The sequence below is a fragment of the Mediterraneibacter sp. HA8405 genome, from assembly GCF_056148955.1.
In genome coordinates this window covers 1,311,045-1,331,637 of the sequence record NZ_CM148758.1, presented here as the reverse complement: position 1 = coordinate 1,331,637, position 20,593 = coordinate 1,311,045, and the positions used below count along the sequence as shown (strand labels likewise).

Genomic DNA, 20,593 nt, shown 5'->3' with positions numbered 1-20,593 from the left:
TTTAAGAATGCCACAATTTCCTGTAAATTTCTATACTTTATTTTTATGAGATCTGAATTCCGTCCCTTTTCAGAGGCGCCGGAACTGAATCAAGGAATCGCAGGACATAAAAAATCCCGGTTTCTCTGCTCTTTATACCGAGTCGAAAAACCGGGAATATCTTATACTTTATAATTCTGATTATTACTCAAGAACTTTATATTTTCCGCCCTCAACCTGAACAACGATCGGGTCCTTTGACGGCTCGCCGTCTGAAGTCCAGCTGATCTGTGTTCCTGTAAGTCCGTCAACTGTAATCTCAGTCATGGATGTTTTAAGTGCGTCACAGATATCGGAAATGCTCATATCCGGAGTAACGTCCGCCTTCTCCATTGCTTCCTTCATTACATAGAGGCAGTCATATGCATCTGCCGCGAACTGAATCGGAGTATCACCAAATGCTGCTTCATAATCAGCAACGAAAGTCTGAGTCTTTTCATCTTCGGAATCAGCAGTAAACGGCGTCAGGAACATAAGTCCCTCTGCCAGAGATGCATCAAATCCGTCCAGATTAAGAATTCCGTCCATTCCGTCAACGCCGAACCAGATCGGATCAAATCCTGCATTGTTTGCCTGCGCAAGAATAAGAGATGCTTCCTGATAGTAAATCGGAAGGAATACAAGTTCTGCGCCTGCATCTTTTGCTTTCTGAATCTGAACAGAGAAATCTGTCTTGCTGTCTGCGGTAAATGCCTCAGAAGCTACAATATCCAGTCCCAGTGACTCTGCTTCTTCTTCAAATTTCTGACGAATACCTGTAGAATATGTGTCAGAGCTGTTGTAAATTACAGCAATTTTTGTTGCAATGCCGTTCTCTGAAATATAATCTGCAGATGCCTTACCCTGATCCGGGTCAGAGAAGCACATACGGAATGCATTATCATACTGAATACTCTCTACTGCTGTTGCAGACGGTGTGAACTGGAACATATTGTCCGCATGAGTCTCTTCAACTACTGCAACACAAGGTGTAGATGTAACTGTTCCTACAAGCATCTGCATGCCCCAGTCTTTCAGTGTATTGTAGGCATTTACAGACTTTTCTGCGTCACTCTGATCGTCCTCAAAGCTGTACTCGATCTGATACCCGTTGATTCCTCCGGCCTCATTGATCTCATCCACTGCAAGCTGGATACCGTTCTTTACGGCTGTTCCATAAATTGCATTGTCGCCTGTTGTAGGTCCGATTCCGCCAATATAGAATTTATCAGCGTCTCTGGAACCTGATCCACCATTATCACTTCCGCAGGCTGCCATAGATACGACAAGCGCTGCCGCGAGAGCGACACTGGCTGCTTTCTTTAACATTTTCATAATAAATCCTCCTCCCTGAAATGCTAATGTTACTATCGTACTCTTGAAGGAGGTTTTTGTCAAGTAAAAGCAGCGTTTACGCCTGATATGCCGTATTAATCGCATATCGCTGGAATATCTCAAAGGCTCTGGGATCATCTGTCACAGCATTCAGTACAAGCGGTCCGGAAAGATCCAGGCTGAAAATTCCAAGAAAAGATCTTGCATCTACCACTCTTCGTCCTGATACCAGATCGAATTCTCCTCTGACATCTGCAATTTCTCTGATAAACCTTTCAATCATTTCATAGGATTTAAACTGAATGTTCATTGTTCTTCTCATAAGATCGCCTCCCGTAAAAAAAGAGACAATAAACATGCCGTCCGTCATCGGACAAACCTATTTATTGTCTCGCGCATTCTGCTGATATAAATACATAAATTATAATATCAGATTATTCTGTATTGTGCAACTGTTTTCACTGAATATTCCTGTTTTTCTGATAAAAGCAAAAACATTTCCCGTATACGCAAAAACACCCGAAAGATTATTCTTTCAGGTGCTTCCTCTCATTCCCGGTATATATTCATGTACCTTCAAAACTACATACAAAGAATCAATCTATCATCCATCTTCACCTATTCCCGCTTTGGTTATGCCCTCGACCGATTAGTAACAGTCAGCTCCATGCGTTACCGCACTTCCACCTCTGCCCTATCTACCTCGTCGTCTTCAAGGGGTCTTACTAACTTGTCGTTATGGGATATCTCATCTTGAGGGGGGCTTCACGCTTAGATGCCTTCAGCGTTTATCCCTTCCCGGCTTGGCTACTCTGCTATGCTCTTGGTAAAACAACAGATACACCAGCGGCCAGTCCATCCCGGTCCTCTCGTACTAAGGACAGCTCCTCTCAAATATCCTACGCCCACGCCGGATAGGGACCGAACTGTCTCACGACGTTCTGAACCCAGCTCGCGTACCGCTTTAATGGGCGAACAGCCCAACCCTTGGGACCGACTACAGCCCCAGGATGCGATGAGCCGACATCGAGGTGCCAAACCACTCCGTCGATGTGAACTCTTGGGAGTGATAAGCCTGTTATCCCCAGGGTAGCTTTTATCCGTTGAGCGATGGCAATCCCACTTTATACCACCGGATCACTAAGTCCTACTTTCGTACCTGCTCCACCCGTCGGTGTCGCAGTCAAGCTCCCTTCTGCCTTTGCACTCTGCGAATGGTTTCCAACCATTCTGAGGGAACCTTTGAGCGCCTCCGATACCCTTTCGGAGGCGACCGCCCCAGTCAAACTCCCCACCTGACATTGTCCCCCAGCCGGATCACGGCTGCTGGTTAGAAACCCAGTACTGCAAGGGTGGTATCCCAACATTGGCTCCATGGCAACTGGCGTCACCACTTCTTAGCCTCCCACCTATCCTGTACATGCAATACCGAATCCCAGTATCAAGCTGGAGTAAAGCTCCATGGGGTCTTTCCGTCCTGGCGCAGGTAACCAGCATCTTCACTGGTATTTCAATTTCACCGGGTGCATTGTTGAGACAGTGCCCAAATCATTACGCCTTTCGTGCGGGTCGGAACTTACCCGACAAGGAATTTCGCTACCTTAGGACCGTTATAGTTACGGCCGCCGTTTACTGGGGCTTAAGTTCAAAGCTTCGCTTGCGCTAACCTCTCCCCTTAACCTTCCAGCACCGGGCAGGCGTCAGCCCATATACCTCACCTTTCGGTTTCGCATAGACCTGTGTTTTTGCTAAACAGTTGCTTGGGCCAATTCTCTGCGGCCTCTCTCGAGGCACTCCTTCTCCCGAAGTTACGGAGTCATTTTGCCGAGTTCCTTAACAATGCTTCTCCCGTCGGCCTTAGGATTCTCTCCTCATCCACCTGTGTCGGTTTACGGTACGGGTACCCTGCAAACAATAGCGGCTTTTCTTGGCAGTCAGCTCACGTGCTTCCCTACTTCTTTTCGGTCCGCGTCACGTCTTCGGATTGTGTACCGGATTTGCCTGATACACTCCTACCTCGCTTGCACCGGTCTTTCCATTCCCGGCTCACGCTCTCTGCCTGCGTCCCCACAGTTCTGTTACAGGATAGTACAGGAATTTCAACCTGTTATCCATCGACTACGCCTCTCGGCCTCGCCTTAGGTCCCGACTTACCCAGGGCAGATCAGCTTTACCCTGGAAACCTTAGATATTCGGCCGGAAGGATTCCCACCTTCCTCTCGCTACTCATTCCGGCATTCTCTCTTCTTAACCGTCCACGGCTCCTTCCGGTACCGCTTCGTCCAGTTAACAATGCTCCTCTACCGATTTACATTCGTAAATCCCTGAGCTTCGGCAGTGTGTTTCAGCCCCGGACATTTTCGGCGCAGGACCTCTCGACTAGTGAGCTATTACGCACTCTTTTAATGGATGGCTGCTTCTAAGCCAACATCCTAGTTGTCTTCGAAATCCCACATCCTTTTCCACTTAACACACATTTTGGGGCCTTAGCTGCAGGTCTGGGCTCTTTCCCTTTTGACCACCCAACTTATCTCGGATCGTCTGACTCCCATGCATCATCTACACGGCATTCGGAGTTTGATATCCCTTGGTAAGCTTTGACGCCCCCGCAGGAATTCAGTGCTCTACCTCCGTAAGATTAACATGAGGCTAGCCCTAAAGCTATTTCGAGGAGAACCAGCTATCTCCGGGTTCGATTGGAATTTCTCCCCTACCCACACCTCATCCCCACCCTTTTCAACGGATGTGGGTTCGGTCCTCCATTGCCTTTTACGGCAACTTCAACCTGGACATGGGTAGATCACCCGGTTTCGGGTCTGCTCCGACTGACTGTGGCCCTATTCAGACTTGGTTTCCCTTCGGCTCCGGACCTGAAGTCCTTAACCTCGCCAGCCAGCGCAACTCGCCGGACCGTTCTACAAAAAGTACGCGGTTCATCATATAAAGATGTTCCACAGCTTGTAAACATATGGTTTCAGGTTCTTTTTCACTCCCCTCCCGGGGTCCTTTTCACCTTTCCTTCACAGTACTATGCGCTATCGGTCACTAAGGAGTATTTAGCCTTACGGGGTGGTCCCCGCGTGTTCAGTCAAGGTTCCACGTGTCTCGACCTACTCTGGATCCCGCCATGTCAACTCGCCTTTCGCTTACGGGGCTTTCACCCTCTCTGGCCGGCTTTCCCAAAACCGTTCTGCTAGGCTTATTGAATCAATTCCGCGGTCCGAACCCCAGGATGCACGCACCCTGGTTTGGGCTCTTCCGTTTTCGCTCGCCGCTACTCACAGAATCACATGTTGTTTTCTCTTCCTCCGGCTACTTAGATGTTTCAGTTCACCGGGTTCCCTTCCCTGAGTTATGGATTGGCTCAGGGACGACTGAGGTTTGCTCAGCCAGGTTTCCCCATTCGGATATCTCCGGATCGATGGGTATTTGCCCCTCCCCGAAGCTTTTCGCAGCTTATCACGTCCTTCATCGGCTCTTAGTGCCAAGGCATCCACCATACGCTCTTATCAGCATAACCAAACGATTCAGATCCACGGGAATGGATCTTCCTCTACACATGTATAGCGTTACATATGTTGGCAATAGGCCAATTTATTTTAAGTCTGTTTTCTTCAGACTGTATTGTTAATGTTGTTAAATAACATTACCTCGGATGTCTTGTATAAGATATATAAGATCTTATATCATTGATTTTTCTCTGTATGCAGTTTTCAAGGTACATTTCTGACTGATTGTTTATCAGTCATCAGAACTCAAAACTTCTTTTGAACTCTGATCACTGGTAAACCCAGCGTTAACAGCACTGCCCTGCTGATTGGGTTGGCCCGACGGATTGTTGTCCGCCCATACCAGTATTTATGTTCAACTTCGATGGCGTTTCCATCTTAGTTTCTTTTCTTTAAATTTGGCGGCCACCTACTCTCCCACACCGTCTCCAGTGCAGTACCATCGGCCGTCCGGGTCTTAACCATCGTGTTCGGGATGGGAACGGGTGTTGCCCCCGGGCGCATCGCCACCAAAAAAGCCTGAGTTCTTAGCGAGGTCTTTTCGAGCTTAGAACCAGGCTTGTTCGCCGCGCTTGGTGAGGTCCTTTCGAACCTGGCAAGGCGAACCCTTCTGTTCTTATGCTCTTTCCTCGACTTGATAACTCGACAATAGACAACAGCTCTTTACTTCTTCTTCCGTTTTAGTTAGATTGCTCCAGGCGGAAAAAGTTATTTCCTCCGTTTTAGTTGGATTGCTCCGGACGGAAAAAGTTATTTCTTCCTTAGAAAGGAGGTGATCCAGCCGCACCTTCCGATACGGCTACCTTGTTACGACTTCACCCCAGTTATCGGTCCCACCTTCGGCAGCTCCCTCCTTTCGGTTGGGTCACTGACTTCGGGCGTTACCAACTCCCATGGTGTGACGGGCGGTGTGTACAAGACCCGGGAACGTATTCACCGCGACATTCTGATTCGCGATTACTAGCGATTCCAGCTTCATGTAGTCGAGTTGCAGACTACAATCCGAACTGAGACGTTATTTTTGAGATTTGCTCGGCCTCGCGGCTCTGCCTCCCTTTGTTTACGCCATTGTAGCACGTGTGTAGCCCTGCCCATAAGGGGCATGATGATTTGACGTCATCCCCACCTTCCTCCAGGTTATCCCTGGCAGTCTCTCCAGAGTGCCCGGCCTGGCCGCTGGCTACTGAAGATAAGGGTTGCGCTCGTTGCGGGACTTAACCCAACATCTCACGACACGAGCTGACGACAACCATGCACCACCTGTCTCGAATGTCCCGAAGGAAAGGTGACATTACTCACCGGTCATTCGGATGTCAAGGGCAGGTAAGGTTCTTCGCGTTGCTTCGAATTAAACCACATGCTCCACCGCTTGTGCGGGTCCCCGTCAATTCCTTTGAGTTTCATTCTTGCGAACGTACTCCCCAGGTGGACTACTTATTGCGTTTGCTGCGGCACCGACAGGCTTTGCCTGCCAACACCTAGTAGTCATCGTTTACGGCGTGGACTACCAGGGTATCTAATCCTGTTTGCTCCCCACGCTTTCGAGCCTCAACGTCAGTTACTGTCCAGTAAGCCGCCTTCGCCACTGGTGTTCCTCCTAATATCTACGCATTTCACCGCTACACTAGGAATTCCACTTACCTCTCCAGCACTCTAGATAAACAGTTTCCAAAGCAGTCCCGGGGTTGAGCCCCGGGCTTTCACTTCAGACTTGCCTATCCGTCTACGCTCCCTTTACACCCAGTAAATCCGGATAACGCTTGCACCATACGTATTACCGCGGCTGCTGGCACGTATTTAGCCGGTGCTTCTTAGTCAGGTACCGTCATTTTCTTCCCTGCTGATAGAGCTTTACATACCGAAATACTTCTTCGCTCACGCGGCGTCGCTGCATCAGGGTTTCCCCCATTGTGCAATATTCCCCACTGCTGCCTCCCGTAGGAGTTTGGGCCGTGTCTCAGTCCCAATGTGGCCGGTCACCCTCTCAGGTCGGCTACTGATCGTTGCCTTGGTGGGCCGTTACCTCACCAACCAGCTAATCAGACGCGGGTCCATCCCATACCACCGGAGTTTTTACCCCTGCACCATGCGGTGCTGTGGTCTTATGCGGTATTAGCAGTCATTTCTAACTGTTATCCCCCTGTATGGGGCAGGTTACCCACGCGTTACTCACCCGTCCGCCGCTCAGTCACAAAACTTTTCAATCCGAAGAAATCAAAGTAAAGTGCTTCGCTCGACTTGCATGTGTTAGGCACGCCGCCAGCGTTCATCCTGAGCCAGGATCAAACTCTCGTTAAAAATGTTTGTTCCAAGTTCAGAACTAACTACTAGCTAATTCTTCCCTTTTTACTGTGTTTGGCATTGAACACTTGATGAGGTCTTTCACGAATCTGGTGTGAAAGCCGTTCGACGGAGTCGAACCTCATTGTTCAATGACGTTCTTAGAAATTTTCTCTTCAAAGAAATTTTCAAGGGTTGTTGTCTATTGTTCAGTTATCAAGGTTCCTGTCGTTCTTTTTCTGCGACAGCTTTGATATTTTATCAAATCCGTTCCGCTTTGTCAAGAACTTTTTTATTTTTCTTTTCTGTCTCATCCGCTTTCCTTTCGGTCAGCTTCAAGCGACAGCCTTTATATATTATCACATCAGCAAGGCGTTGTCAACAGTTTTTTTCATCTGTTTTTTCAGCACTTCCGGCTCCTTTTTTCCACTCTCACATCCCCGGCTGTTCCGCCTCCGCGTCTCCGGCTGACATGATTTTCTGTGGCTTTTTTAAGGCCCCGTCATCAGCGACAGGTGCTATCTTATCACCCCCGGCAGTAATTGTCAATGTTTTTTCTCTTTTTTATTTATTTCAGACAATTCATGCAATTCTGACACGTTTCTATCAGCAGAGCTTCTCTTTTCTTTCCCTCAGTCGGACGGGTCTTGTTATAATCGTAAAGACGATCCAGGCGCTTTGTCTGATCTTCCATAATTTCCGTGTCTCCCGGAAGATAAAGTTCGCCTGTATGCATTTTTTCTTTCATACTGCTCATCGTTCTCCTCCTGTAATATTACATATCCCAGATCTCTATAAAAGATGTTTTGCTCTTTCCAGCACATCTATCCACTGTACTTCGCTTAAAAACTCAGGCCGATCAATTCCGTCCAGCCCGTCTGCTTTCAGCCCGAGTTCTTTTGCTGCTCTGATCGCAGCTTCTCTCAGTGTCATTTCAGACTCTGTTGTCTGAGACATTACATTATCGTAATTTACAAACGTGTGATCGTGGTCAAACAAAGGACAAAAACCAGTCAGTTTTCCGGTCTCATTTTCCATCAGGAATCCCCAGTTCTGTTCGTGCCTGTCATTATTATTCAGAATGTAATCCGCTATGTGCATTTTCAGGTAAAACTCTCTGTCTATTTTTTCCGCTTCTGAATATGGATTCATCCCATAATGAGAGCAAAAAATCTGAAACTCTTCAAAAGTCACCAGAGATATCTTCTCCGAAGTAAAAAGTTCCGAATTGACCACTGCCTCGCCTACACCATCTATCCAGGCTTTTCTCTCTTCCGTAAGATAAGTGGCAATCTCTTCTTCCGTAGAAATATGATAATGAATATGCGGAATATCAAGTGCGGTCAGTATCTGATCCGCGGGAATTTCATACTTTCCTACTTTATGGAGAAATAGTCTGTCGCCTCGTCTGATCCATCCTTTTGCACTCGCCCCCAGGGTAGTCAGCTCCGGGGTATGGATATTGCGGCGTTCTTCAGCATTCATTGAATAATGAATATTTGTTCCCGATAAGGATATCTCTGTTACAAAAAGAGACAGCGGATTATGAAACAGATTGACCTCTTTCCATGTTTTTTTGTCACCATCCTGCCTGATCCAGTATGAATCTTCCAGGCTCAGCCCCCTGCATGCCTTGCACACAGCAAACCTGTTTGTCTGTGACAGCCGCAGTGAATTTAATATTTCTTTTGCGTAGCTGCGTCCGATCGACAGAGTCCGGTTTGATGCCCATTCGATAAAATCAACAAATGTAATGTTCTCTTTTCTCAGGGCAAACGGAAGTCTGTCAAAATCAAGTATCCTGCATGTTCCGTTATCCTGTATGTCCAAAATCGGTTTATCTTTTAATAATAATTGCATATCTGCATTTCCTTTCAGCAAATCACTTTGTCCGCTAATCTTATCTTATAGCACTTCGGAGCTTCTCTCAATTACTTTTTCCTCTCTTTTCCGCATAATATCCGGGAAACACAGAAGGAAGCAACAAAAGGATCCAAAATCTAACCACCGGAAGTGCCAACAGGCATGTTCCGGGATTATATACGGTCGCCATGTTCCCGGACTGGCCCGGATTTTGGGGCGTCGCACACGCAAAAAACACCCGAAAGATTATTCTTTCAGGTGCTTCCTCTCATTCCCGGTATATATTCATGTACCTTCAAAACTACATACAAAGAATCAATCTATCATCCATCTTCACCTATTCCCGCTTTGGTTATGCCCTCGACCGATTAGTAACAGTCAGCTCCATGCGTTACCGCACTTCCACCTCTGCCCTATCTACCTCGTCGTCTTCAAGGGGTCTTACTAACTTGTCGTTATGGGATATCTCATCTTGAGGGGGGCTTCACGCTTAGATGCCTTCAGCGTTTATCCCTTCCCGGCTTGGCTACTCTGCTATGCTCTTGGTAAAACAACAGATACACCAGCGGCCAGTCCATCCCGGTCCTCTCGTACTAAGGACAGCTCCTCTCAAATATCCTACGCCCACGCCGGATAGGGACCGAACTGTCTCACGACGTTCTGAACCCAGCTCGCGTACCGCTTTAATGGGCGAACAGCCCAACCCTTGGGACCGACTACAGCCCCAGGATGCGATGAGCCGACATCGAGGTGCCAAACCACTCCGTCGATGTGAACTCTTGGGAGTGATAAGCCTGTTATCCCCAGGGTAGCTTTTATCCGTTGAGCGATGGCAATCCCACTTTATACCACCGGATCACTAAGTCCTACTTTCGTACCTGCTCCACCCGTCGGTGTCGCAGTCAAGCTCCCTTCTGCCTTTGCACTCTGCGAATGGTTTCCAACCATTCTGAGGGAACCTTTGAGCGCCTCCGATACCCTTTCGGAGGCGACCGCCCCAGTCAAACTCCCCACCTGACATTGTCCCCCAGCCGGATCACGGCTGCTGGTTAGAAACCCAGTACTGCAAGGGTGGTATCCCAACATTGGCTCCATGGCAACTGGCGTCACCACTTCTTAGCCTCCCACCTATCCTGTACATGCAATACCGAATCCCAGTATCAAGCTGGAGTAAAGCTCCATGGGGTCTTTCCGTCCTGGCGCAGGTAACCAGCATCTTCACTGGTATTTCAATTTCACCGGGTGCATTGTTGAGACAGTGCCCAAATCATTACGCCTTTCGTGCGGGTCGGAACTTACCCGACAAGGAATTTCGCTACCTTAGGACCGTTATAGTTACGGCCGCCGTTTACTGGGGCTTAAGTTCAAAGCTTCGCTTGCGCTAACCTCTCCCCTTAACCTTCCAGCACCGGGCAGGCGTCAGCCCATATACCTCACCTTTCGGTTTCGCATAGACCTGTGTTTTTGCTAAACAGTTGCTTGGGCCAATTCTCTGCGGCCTCTCTCGAGGCACTCCTTCTCCCGAAGTTACGGAGTCATTTTGCCGAGTTCCTTAACAATGCTTCTCCCGTCGGCCTTAGGATTCTCTCCTCATCCACCTGTGTCGGTTTACGGTACGGGTACCCTGCAAACAATAGCGGCTTTTCTTGGCAGTCAGCTCACGTGCTTCCCTACTTGTTTTCGGTCCGCGTCACGTCTTCGGATTGTGTACCGGATTTGCCTGATACACTCCTACCTCGCTTGCACCGGTCTTTCCATTCCCGGCTCACGCTCTCTGCCTGCGTCCCCACAGTTCTGTTACAGGATAGTACAGGAATTTCAACCTGTTATCCATCGACTACGCCTCTCGGCCTCGCCTTAGGTCCCGACTTACCCAGGGCAGATCAGCTTTACCCTGGAAACCTTAGATATTCGGCCGGAAGGATTCCCACCTTCCTCTCGCTACTCATTCCGGCATTCTCTCTTCTTAACCGTCCACGGCTCCTTCCGGTACCGCTTCGTCCAGTTAACAATGCTCCTCTACCGATTTACATTCGTAAATCCCTGAGCTTCGGCAGTGTGTTTCAGCCCCGGACATTTTCGGCGCAGGACCTCTCGACTAGTGAGCTATTACGCACTCTTTTAATGGATGGCTGCTTCTAAGCCAACATCCTAGTTGTCTTCGAAATCCCACATCCTTTTCCACTTAACACACATTTTGGGGCCTTAGCTGCAGGTCTGGGCTCTTTCCCTTTTGACCACCCAACTTATCTCGGATCGTCTGACTCCCATGCATCATCTACACGGCATTCGGAGTTTGATATCCCTTGGTAAGCTTTGACGCCCCCGCAGGAATTCAGTGCTCTACCTCCGTAAGATTAACATGAGGCTAGCCCTAAAGCTATTTCGAGGAGAACCAGCTATCTCCGGGTTCGATTGGAATTTCTCCCCTACCCACACCTCATCCCCACCCTTTTCAACGGATGTGGGTTCGGTCCTCCATTGCCTTTTACGGCAACTTCAACCTGGACATGGGTAGATCACCCGGTTTCGGGTCTGCTCCGACTGACTGTGGCCCTATTCAGACTTGGTTTCCCTTCGGCTCCGGACCTGAAGTCCTTAACCTCGCCAGCCAGCGCAACTCGCCGGACCGTTCTACAAAAAGTACGCGGTTCATCATATAAAGATGTTCCACAGCTTGTAAACATATGGTTTCAGGTTCTTTTTCACTCCCCTCCCGGGGTCCTTTTCACCTTTCCTTCACAGTACTATGCGCTATCGGTCACTAAGGAGTATTTAGCCTTACGGGGTGGTCCCCGCGTATTCAGTCAAGGTTCCACGTGTCTCGACCTACTCTGGATACCGCCATGTCAACTCGCCTTTCGCTTACGGGGCTTTCACCCTCTCTGGCCGGCTTTCCCAAAACCGTTCTGCTAGGCTTATTGAATCAATTCCGCGGTCCGAACCCCAGGATGCACGCACCCTGGTTTGGGCTCTTCCGTTTTCGCTCGCCGCTACTCACAGAATCACATGTTGTTTTCTCTTCCTCCGGCTACTTAGATGTTTCAGTTCACCGGGTTCCCTTCCCTGAGTTATGGATTGGCTCAGGGACGACTGAGGTTTGCTCAGCCAGGTTTCCCCATTCGGATATCTCCGGATCGATGGGTATTTGCCCCTCCCCGAAGCTTTTCGCAGCTTATCACGTCCTTCATCGGCTCTTAGTGCCAAGGCATCCACCATACGCTCTTATCAGCATAACCAAACGATTCAGATCCACGGGAATGGATCTTCCTCTACACATGTATAGCGTTACATGTGTTGGCAATAGGCCAATTTATTTTAAGTCTGTTTTCTTCAGACTGTATTGTTAATGTTGTTAAATAACATTACCTCGGATGTCTTGTATAAGATATATAAGATCTTATATCATTGATTTTTCTCTGTATGCAGTTTTCAAGGTACATTCAGATACGAATATCTAAAACTCTTAGAGCTTCGCATCTGCTTCTGACTGATTGTTTATCAGTCATCAGAACTCAAAACTTCTTTTGAACTCTGATCACTGGTAAACCCAGCGTTAACAGCACTGCCCTGCTGATTGGGTTGGCCCGACGGATTGTTGTCCGCCCATACCAGTATTTATGTTCAACTTCGATGGCGTTTCCATCTTAGTTTCTTTTCTTTAAATTTGGCGGCCACCTACTCTCCCACACCGTCTCCAGTGCAGTACCATCGGCCGTCCGGGTCTTAACCATCGTGTTCGGGATGGGAACGGGTGTTGCCCCCGGGCGCATCGCCACCAAAAAAGCCTGAGTTCTTAGCGAGGTCTTTTCGAGCTTAGAACCAAGCTTGTTCGCCGCGCTTGGTGAGGTCCTTTCGAACCTGGCAAGGCGAACCCTTCTGTTCTTATGCTCTTTCCTCGACTTGATAACTCGACAATAGACAACAGCTCTTTACTTCTTCTTCCGTTTTAGTTAGATTGCTCCAGGCGGAAAAAGTTATTTCCTCCGTTTTAGTTGGATTGCTCCGGACGGAAAAAGTTATTTCTTCCTTAGAAAGGAGGTGATCCAGCCGCACCTTCCGATACGGCTACCTTGTTACGACTTCACCCCAGTTATCGGTCCCACCTTCGGCAGCTCCCTCCTTTCGGTTGGGTCACTGACTTCGGGCGTTACCAACTCCCATGGTGTGACGGGCGGTGTGTACAAGACCCGGGAACGTATTCACCGCGACATTCTGATTCGCGATTACTAGCGATTCCAGCTTCATGTAGTCGAGTTGCAGACTACAATCCGAACTGAGACGTTATTTTTGAGATTTGCTCGGCCTCGCGGCTCTGCCTCCCTTTGTTTACGCCATTGTAGCACGTGTGTAGCCCTGCCCATAAGGGGCATGATGATTTGACGTCATCCCCACCTTCCTCCAGGTTATCCCTGGCAGTCTCTCCAGAGTGCCCGGCCTGGCCGCTGGCTACTGAAGATAAGGGTTGCGCTCGTTGCGGGACTTAACCCAACATCTCACGACACGAGCTGACGACAACCATGCACCACCTGTCTCGAATGTCCCGAAGGAAAGGTGACATTACTCACCGGTCATTCGGATGTCAAGGGCAGGTAAGGTTCTTCGCGTTGCTTCGAATTAAACCACATGCTCCACCGCTTGTGCGGGTCCCCGTCAATTCCTTTGAGTTTCATTCTTGCGAACGTACTCCCCAGGTGGACTACTTATTGCGTTTGCTGCGGCACCGACAGGCTTTGCCTGCCAACACCTAGTAGTCATCGTTTACGGCGTGGACTACCAGGGTATCTAATCCTGTTTGCTCCCCACGCTTTCGAGCCTCAACGTCAGTTACTGTCCAGTAAGCCGCCTTCGCCACTGGTGTTCCTCCTAATATCTACGCATTTCACCGCTACACTAGGAATTCCACTTACCTCTCCAGCACTCTAGATAAACAGTTTCCAAAGCAGTCCCGGGGTTGAGCCCCGGGCTTTCACTTCAGACTTGCCTATCCGTCTACGCTCCCTTTACACCCAGTAAATCCGGATAACGCTTGCACCATACGTATTACCGCGGCTGCTGGCACGTATTTAGCCGGTGCTTCTTAGTCAGGTACCGTCATTTTCTTCCCTGCTGATAGAGCTTTACATACCGAAATACTTCTTCGCTCACGCGGCGTCGCTGCATCAGGGTTTCCCCCATTGTGCAATATTCCCCACTGCTGCCTCCCGTAGGAGTTTGGGCCGTGTCTCAGTCCCAATGTGGCCGGTCACCCTCTCAGGTCGGCTACTGATCGTTGCCTTGGTGGGCCGTTACCTCACCAACTAGCTAATCAGACGCGGGTCCATCCCATACCACCGGAGTTTTTACCCCTGCACCATGCGGTGCTGTGGTCTTATGCGGTATTAGCAGTCATTTCTAACTGTTATCCCCCTGTATGGGGCAGGTTACCCACGCGTTACTCACCCGTCCGCCGCTCAGTCACAAAACTTTTCAATCCGAAGAAATCAAAGTAAAGTGCTTCGCTCGACTTGCATGTGTTAGGCACGCCGCCAGCGTTCATCCTGAGCCAGGATCAAACTCTCGTTAAAAATGTTTGTTCCAAGTTCAGAACTAACTACTAGCTAATTCTTCCCTTTTTACTGTTTGTTTGGCATTGAACACTTGATGAGGTCTTTCACGAATCTGGTGTGAAAGCCGTTCGACGGAGTCGAACCTCATTGTTCAATGACGTTCTTAGAAATTTTCTCTTCAAAGAAATTTTCAAGGGTTGTTGTCTATTGTTCAGTTATCAAGGTTCCTGTCGTTCTCTCTCAAGCGACAGCTTTGATATTTTATCAAATCTGTTCCGCTTTGTCAAGAACTTTTTTATTTTTCTTTTCTGTCTCATCCGCTTTCCTTTCGGTCAGCTTCAGGCGACAGCCTGTATAGATTATCACATCAGCAAGGCGTTGTCAACAGTTTTTTTCATCTGTTTTTTCAGCGCTTCCGGCTCCCTTTTTTCCACTCTCACATCCCCGGCTGTTCCGCCTCCGCGTCTCCGGCTGACATGATTTCCTGCGGCTTTTTTAAGGCCCCGTCATCAGCGACAGGTGCTATCTTATCACCCCCGGCAGTAATTGTCAATGTTTTTTCTCTTTTTTATTTATTTCAGACAATTCGCACAATTACGGCAAATACCTCTATATTATTTATCTTCTATTTCATCAGCATCTGTATTCTCCCAGTACAGGATTTCAAACCTGTCCGGATCAGCACTTTTTTGCGGAAATATATATGGAAAGGAACAGCCCTGCCAGATAAACAGCCATAACCCCTGCTGCCAGCACGCTTTCTTTGCCTGTTCCCGCGCTTATCTGCATCCCGGCAAATTCAACTGCGGGATAGGTTACAAGAACAGCCGCCAGCCAGTATCTCATACATTTAATAATGCGGGGCCAGCTGGTGTTATTTATGCGGATTCCCGGAATATTCAGACGAAATACTCCGTCACTGTATGTATGAATCTTATTTTCATCATAATATGTCGGAAGTTTCTCTTTCACAAAGCACCAGAAATAGCCGGTAAATATAAGTAACATTATTTCTATTCTTATTACTGATCGGAAATCCGAAAACTGATATCTGTCTCCCATTCCTGTTATAAACCATATTCCCCCTGCAGTTTCCAGAAAAGCTGCCAGTGTACACAGCCCGAAAATAACTCTGTTCCTTCTTTTCCTCTGCCGCGCTTTTTCCGGCGTTTCTTCCGAAAGTGCCAGCGCTTTTTTTACAATAGTTTCCACCTCTTCTGTTTTTATAGAGGAGGCAGAATCTATTTTTTTCCCTTCCAGCAGCTCGGTAACAGATATTCCCAGTATATCAGATAAAGGGGCCAGCAGAGAGATATCCGGCATACTCAATCCTCTCTCCCATTTGCTGACTGCTTTATCTGAGACAAACAGTTTTTCCGCCAGTGTTTTTTGTGTATACCCTTTCGCTTTTCTCTGTTCTGCCAGAAATGCACCAAAGGCTTCTTTATCAATCTCAAACATAATGTCTCTGTGCCTCCTCGTCTCAATCTGCGTTGAAATCCGCTGCTGAATCTGATGCTATTTTAGTTCTCAGGCTCCGGATCCGCAACCGACCAGCAGTAGAATTTATTCTTTTTTCTATTCGCTTTTGAATTTCCGGCACCGAACGAAAGATATTTCTTTCTTTTTCCATATTATTATTGATGCACGTCCGTTCTTTCTGCTATTCGCCCTGCGTCCGAGCCTGAACATAAATATTTTCTGAAAGCAAAACATGACACATAGTCGTCCTCTTTTCCATGGTATAATACAGACAGATTTTACGGAGGAACAGCGCATGAAAATTGACCGCCTGATCGGCATTCTCTCAATTCTGTTACAGAAAGAAACCATTACCGCCCCGGTTCTTGCCGAACAGTTCGAAGTATCACGAAGAACAATCAGCCGGGATATTGACACCTTGTGTCAGGCAGGCATTCCCATCGTTACAAGACAGGGAATAAACGGAGGGATCTCCATGATCCGTCTTCCGGAATTCGTTACCCGGGAAGTATTTGACTGGGCTGTCCGGGAAGCCACTGAGAAGAAAAAAACGGATTTTTCCAAAGCAGAATTTTTCACGCTTCGCGAGGGGCTCTGTGTACAATGTATGCATACCGGAAGTTACGACGATGAACCTGAAACCATACAGAAAATAGACGCCTTTCTTGAAGAACAGGGCTATGAAACGGACTTTTCCGGCTGCCGGATGCATCATGAGATCTATCTGAGCGATCCCAGAAGAACCGCACCTGAAAAACTGCGCACCGTTATCCGTCTTCCCATCCGCCGAAAGTAAGAAAGGCGGACCATACCGGAAAATTTGCCCTTGCCATTCTTCCCATATAAGATACAATAACAGCAGGTACGAAATTTTTCACGGAAAGGATTGAGAATATGGATTTTACACACAAAGAAAACGAAATTGTTCTTCTTTCAGAAGAAGGCGCTCTTCTGGCTCAGATCACATTTCCCTATAAGGGGGAAGACAAAAACACAGTGGAGATCGACCACACTTTTGTTGACACCTCCCTCCGCGGCCAGGGAATCGCCGGAAAGCTTATGAAGGAAGTTGTAAATGAACTGGAAAGCAGAAATCTGAAAGCAGTGCCCACCTGTTCCTATGCGGCAGGTTGGTTTGAGAAACATCCGGAGTACTCTCATCTATTGAAATAAGCCGGACAAGTTCCGAATTGTTTCCGAATTCTGCCCTGCACATTGTTCTTCCACAGCCGGAATGCTATAATCAGCACATCCGAACAAAAGAGCACTGCACCTGAAAGGCATCTCTTTCAGGTGTATTTTTTATGTGGAGGAACCAACATGAACAGTAAAGCGAAAAGAATCACAACCATTGCCATGCTGTGCGCTATCTCCTATGCCGTTATGGCAGTCGGACGCGTACCGGTCGTTCTGTTTCTGAAATACGATCCAAAGGATGTGATTATCACACTGGGCGGCCTGATCTGGGGACCGTTTACCGCTTTTATCGTTTCCGTAATTGTATCTTTTATTGAAATGTTCTCTGTCAGTGACACAGGTATCATCGGCTGTGTTATGAATATTCTGTCCACCTGTGCCTTTGCCTGCACCGCTTCCATAATATATAAGAGGAAGCATTCTCTGGCCGGAGCCACAACAGGACTTCTTTCAGGCTGTCTGGTCATGACTTCCGTTATGCTGATCTGGAATTATCTGATCACTCCGTTTTATATGGGCTATCCCCGGGAAGCTGTGGCAGAACTTCTGCTGCCCGCTTTTCTTCCTTTTAACCTGATCAAAAGCGGGCTGAATGCAGCCTTTACTTTCCTCCTGTATAAGCCGGTGATAACAGCCTTAAGAAAAAGCGGATATCTGTCCGCCTCCGGGCAGAGTCCCCGCAGACGGCATACCGGCATGATTCTTTTTTCTGTTACCGTCGCCGTCACCTGCATCCTGCTCATTCTGTCCATGAATGGTATTCTTTAGGAGAATTTATGATGAAAAAAGAAAAGAAAGATCATCCTCTTTGCATAATAACAGGAACTGTTGTCCACGGCCGGGGTATCGGTAAATTTACGGGGACACCCACAGCAAATCTGGCCCCCGCCCTGGAAACTGTCCTGCCGGAAAATGGCGTGTATATTTCAAAAATTCTCTTAGATACACAAACATATTACGGCGCAACTCATATCGGAACCCGGCCGACTGTTGACGGCAATCCGGATATTTCCGTAGAAACGATTCTTCTGGATTTTCACAGAGAAATCTACGGCTGCAAAATAGAGCTGCAACTGTATCATAAGCTGCGTCCTGTAAAAGAATACAGTACTTTTTCTCTCCTTCACCGCCAGATCCAGAAAGACTGCGCCGCAGTGCGGCAATTCTGGGGGATTCCGTCTGCCTCTTCAAAGCCGGGGGCAGAGTTGAAAATAAACGCAGCATCCCGCACGGTATCCGTAAACGGGCAGGAAGTATATCTGTCAGCAAAAGAATTCCAGGTACTGAATCTGCTCCACGCCAATCCGGACGCAGCCTTTACAAAAGAACAGATCTATGAAGCCGTCTGGGAAGAACCGGCAAACGGCTGCTGCCACGCAGTAGAAAACACGGTGTTTCAAATCAGGAAGAAACTCCGGCCCTTTTCCGGAGAATACGGTTTTATCCGAACGCTGACAGGATATGGCTATCGTTATGATCCCTGCCGCTGACCATCCTATACATATACATGCAGAACAGGCGCCGGCCTTTCAGCCTGCACCTGTTTCCCTTTTAGAATTCATATTTCTTCAGCTCACAGTTTTTTATACCAAACTTCGCGAATTCTTCATTGCTCATGTCTGTAAAATAAGACTGTACCGCCCGTGCAACTCCATTATGTGCCACGAGAAGATAGACTTTTTCGTCTGACTCTGCTTTAATTCTGTCCAGAAGATTATAGATTCTCTGACAGAAACGGATCATGGACTCTCCCCCTTCATAACTCTGGGCAAAGCACATCTTCGCCTGCCGGAACTCCTCCCCGTCCCGTGGGGTTGACTCATATTTTCCGAAGTTCTGCTCTTTCAGCTCTGATTCCACCCTCACGGGAACCCCTATGATATCCGAGACGTGTCTTGCCGTATCCGCCGCGCGCATCAGAGGCGAACAGATAATCTCATCAATGTGTATTCCTTCATCAAGAATTTTCCTTCCAAGCTCCTTTGCCTGTTCATGTCCCTTTTCTGTCAGCGCAATATCCGTAGCGCCGCAGATTTTATTCTCTACATTCCACACAGTCTGCCCGTGACGGGCAAAATAAAAATATCCCATATCGGCTCCTTTCGTATTTCTAACCTGGTTGTTTTCATTTGCCTCATATTCTGGAACTCTTTCCGGTCTTCTCACCGGGGGAAGCGCATCCATTTTATAATTTTCTCTCTATTTTAACACAAGAACTGTGTTTGAAGGAACACCACTTCTTCATTTTTTCTGCGGCCATATAAAATCCTCCGCATCAAAAAAACAGTCTTCTCAAAAACGGTCAACGAGATATAATAAGAAATATGAATGAGAAATTTTTTACACTTCCGAAAGCCAGACAGGACCAGATCGTCAACGCCGGTTTCCGGATATTTGCACATAATAGTTATAAAATAATAATACGGAAAGGCTGCAGATATGGATATTATCACTACAGAACACCTCACAAAATCATACGGCAGAAACAGGGGGATCATTGATCTGAATCTATCGGTCAGAGAGGGCGAATTCTATGGCTTTATCGGACCAAACGGCGCAGGGAAAAGTACAACAATCCGGTTGCTTCTCGGACTGATACACCCCACTTCCGGCAAAGCCTCCATTATGAACATGGACGTACAGAAGAACAAGCGGGAAATCCTTGAAAATACAGGATATATTCCATCGGAAGCTATGTTTTATTCCGGTACAACTGTATCAGAAATACTTAATCTTTCCGCAAAGCTAAGACGAAAAAACTGCCGGGAGGAAAGCCGCAGACTCTGTGAGCGGCTTCAGCTTGATCCCGGGCAGAAGACAGATGAGCTCTCGCTGGGCAACCGGAAAAAAGTATCCATTGTGAGCGCGCTCCAGCACAGTCCAAAGCTCTATATATTTGATGAACCTACAAGCGGGCTCGACCCTCTGATTCAGAAAGAATTTTTTGAAATTCTGAAAGAGCGCCGTGCCGGAGGCGCCACCATTTTTCTGTCTTCCCACATTTTGTCGGAAGTGCAAAGATACTGCAGCCGGGCCGCAGTCATCCGCGAAGGAAGACTTGTCGCCTGCGGAGATATCGCGGATCTTGCCAGAACCAATGCCAGACGCGTCACGCTGACGCTTCCGGATTCCACGCTTTTTCTTAAACAGCTCAGAGAGCAGGCTGAACAGACAGGCGGGCATAAAGGCGTCCACAGAGGACCGGAAATACGGGATCTCAAAATTGAAGGGAGCTCTGTTTCTTTCCTTTATCAGGGTGATATGAAAGAACTGGTAGAGTTTCTGACTCAGATTGCTTTTACAGACATTACAATCACAGAACCGGATCTGAATGAAATCTTCATGCATTTTTACGAATAG

Annotated in this window: 12 protein-coding genes and 6 rRNA genes; 5 read left to right on the top strand and 13 right to left on the bottom strand. The window is 47.8% G+C overall.

Translation table 11 applies throughout. The annotated features are described in order from the left end of the window. Positions 1-183: 183 nt before the first annotated feature. The 12 genes from AC0QUU_RS06230 to AC0QUU_RS06175 all read right to left on the bottom strand — a co-directional run bounded on the left by AC0QUU_RS06230 (position 184) and on the right by AC0QUU_RS06175 (position 16,187). Entirely contained in the window at positions 184-1,353 is a 1,170-nt protein-coding gene (locus AC0QUU_RS06230) for an ABC transporter substrate-binding protein (RefSeq protein WP_474545267.1), read from the bottom strand. 76 nt (positions 1,354-1,429) lie between these two features. Beyond that, the gene (locus AC0QUU_RS06225; protein ID WP_474545266.1) at positions 1,430-1,675 is read right to left on the bottom strand and encodes an HPr family phosphocarrier protein; all 246 of its coding nucleotides are present in this window, start codon (positions 1,673-1,675) and stop codon (positions 1,430-1,432) included. 307 nt (positions 1,676-1,982) lie between these two features. Then, positions 1,983-4,873, bottom strand: a 23S ribosomal RNA gene (locus AC0QUU_RS06220). Positions 4,874-5,258: 385 nt separating this feature from the next. After that, positions 5,259-5,376: ribosomal RNA gene (rrf, locus tag AC0QUU_RS06215) — 5S ribosomal RNA — on the bottom strand. Between the two features lie 251 nt (positions 5,377-5,627). Further along, positions 5,628-7,160: ribosomal RNA gene (locus tag AC0QUU_RS06210) — 16S ribosomal RNA — on the bottom strand. Together the 16S, 23S and 5S rRNA genes form the textbook arrangement of a ribosomal RNA operon. A 550-nt stretch (positions 7,161-7,710) precedes the next feature. Beyond that, a complete protein-coding gene (locus AC0QUU_RS06205; protein WP_474545264.1) occupies positions 7,711-7,899 on the bottom strand; it encodes a maltose acetyltransferase domain-containing protein in 189 nt (62 codons plus the stop codon). 35 nt (positions 7,900-7,934) lie between these two features. Beyond that, complete coding sequence (locus tag AC0QUU_RS06200) at positions 7,935-9,002, bottom strand: hypothetical protein (RefSeq protein ID WP_474545262.1); 1,068 nt, start codon at positions 9,000-9,002, stop codon at positions 7,935-7,937. A 351-nt stretch (positions 9,003-9,353) separates the two neighbouring features. After that, a 23S ribosomal RNA gene (locus AC0QUU_RS06195) occupies positions 9,354-12,244 on the bottom strand. Between the two features lie 426 nt (positions 12,245-12,670). Beyond that, a 5S ribosomal RNA gene (gene rrf, locus AC0QUU_RS06190) occupies positions 12,671-12,788 on the bottom strand. 251 nt (positions 12,789-13,039) lie between these two features. Next, a 16S ribosomal RNA gene (locus tag AC0QUU_RS06185) occupies positions 13,040-14,572 on the bottom strand. A gap of 660 nt (positions 14,573-15,232) precedes the next feature. After that, on the bottom strand, positions 15,233-16,015 hold the full coding sequence (locus tag AC0QUU_RS06180; protein WP_474545260.1) for a helix-turn-helix domain-containing protein: 783 nt from the start codon (positions 16,013-16,015) through the stop codon (positions 15,233-15,235). A gap of 22 nt (positions 16,016-16,037) precedes the next feature. Continuing rightward, the gene (locus AC0QUU_RS06175; RefSeq protein ID WP_474545258.1) at positions 16,038-16,187 is read right to left on the bottom strand and encodes a hypothetical protein; all 150 of its coding nucleotides are present in this window, start codon (positions 16,185-16,187) and stop codon (positions 16,038-16,040) included. A 144-nt stretch (positions 16,188-16,331) separates the two neighbouring features. Between AC0QUU_RS06175 and AC0QUU_RS06170 the strand changes: the two genes are divergently transcribed. The 4 genes from AC0QUU_RS06170 to AC0QUU_RS06155 all read left to right on the top strand — a co-directional run bounded on the left by AC0QUU_RS06170 (position 16,332) and on the right by AC0QUU_RS06155 (position 18,723). Beyond that, positions 16,332-16,832 (top strand): GyrI-like domain-containing protein, encoded by a 501-nt coding sequence (locus AC0QUU_RS06170; protein ID WP_474545256.1) that lies wholly within the window; start codon positions 16,332-16,334, stop codon positions 16,830-16,832. Positions 16,833-16,930: 98 nt separating this feature from the next. Further along, complete coding sequence (locus AC0QUU_RS06165; RefSeq protein ID WP_474545255.1) at positions 16,931-17,209, top strand: GNAT family N-acetyltransferase; 279 nt, start codon at positions 16,931-16,933, stop codon at positions 17,207-17,209. A 147-nt stretch (positions 17,210-17,356) separates the two neighbouring features. Next, positions 17,357-18,001 (top strand): ECF transporter S component, encoded by a 645-nt coding sequence (locus AC0QUU_RS06160; protein WP_474545254.1) that lies wholly within the window; start codon positions 17,357-17,359, stop codon positions 17,999-18,001. Positions 18,002-18,009: 8 nt separating this feature from the next. Next, positions 18,010-18,723 carry a riboflavin kinase gene (locus AC0QUU_RS06155; protein ID WP_474545252.1) on the top strand — a complete coding sequence of 238 codons (714 nt, stop codon included), beginning with the start codon at positions 18,010-18,012 and terminating at the stop codon, positions 18,721-18,723. 61 nt (positions 18,724-18,784) lie between these two features. Here AC0QUU_RS06155 and AC0QUU_RS06150 read toward each other — a convergent pair whose 3' ends face one another. Beyond that, on the bottom strand, positions 18,785-19,324 hold the full coding sequence (locus AC0QUU_RS06150) for a histidine phosphatase family protein (protein ID WP_474545531.1): 540 nt from the start codon (positions 19,322-19,324) through the stop codon (positions 18,785-18,787). Between the two features lie 348 nt (positions 19,325-19,672). On the opposite strand from AC0QUU_RS06150, the gene AC0QUU_RS06145 reads away from it, so the two are divergent. Next, positions 19,673-20,593 (top strand): ABC transporter ATP-binding protein, encoded by a 921-nt coding sequence (locus AC0QUU_RS06145; RefSeq protein ID WP_474545250.1) that lies wholly within the window; start codon positions 19,673-19,675, stop codon positions 20,591-20,593.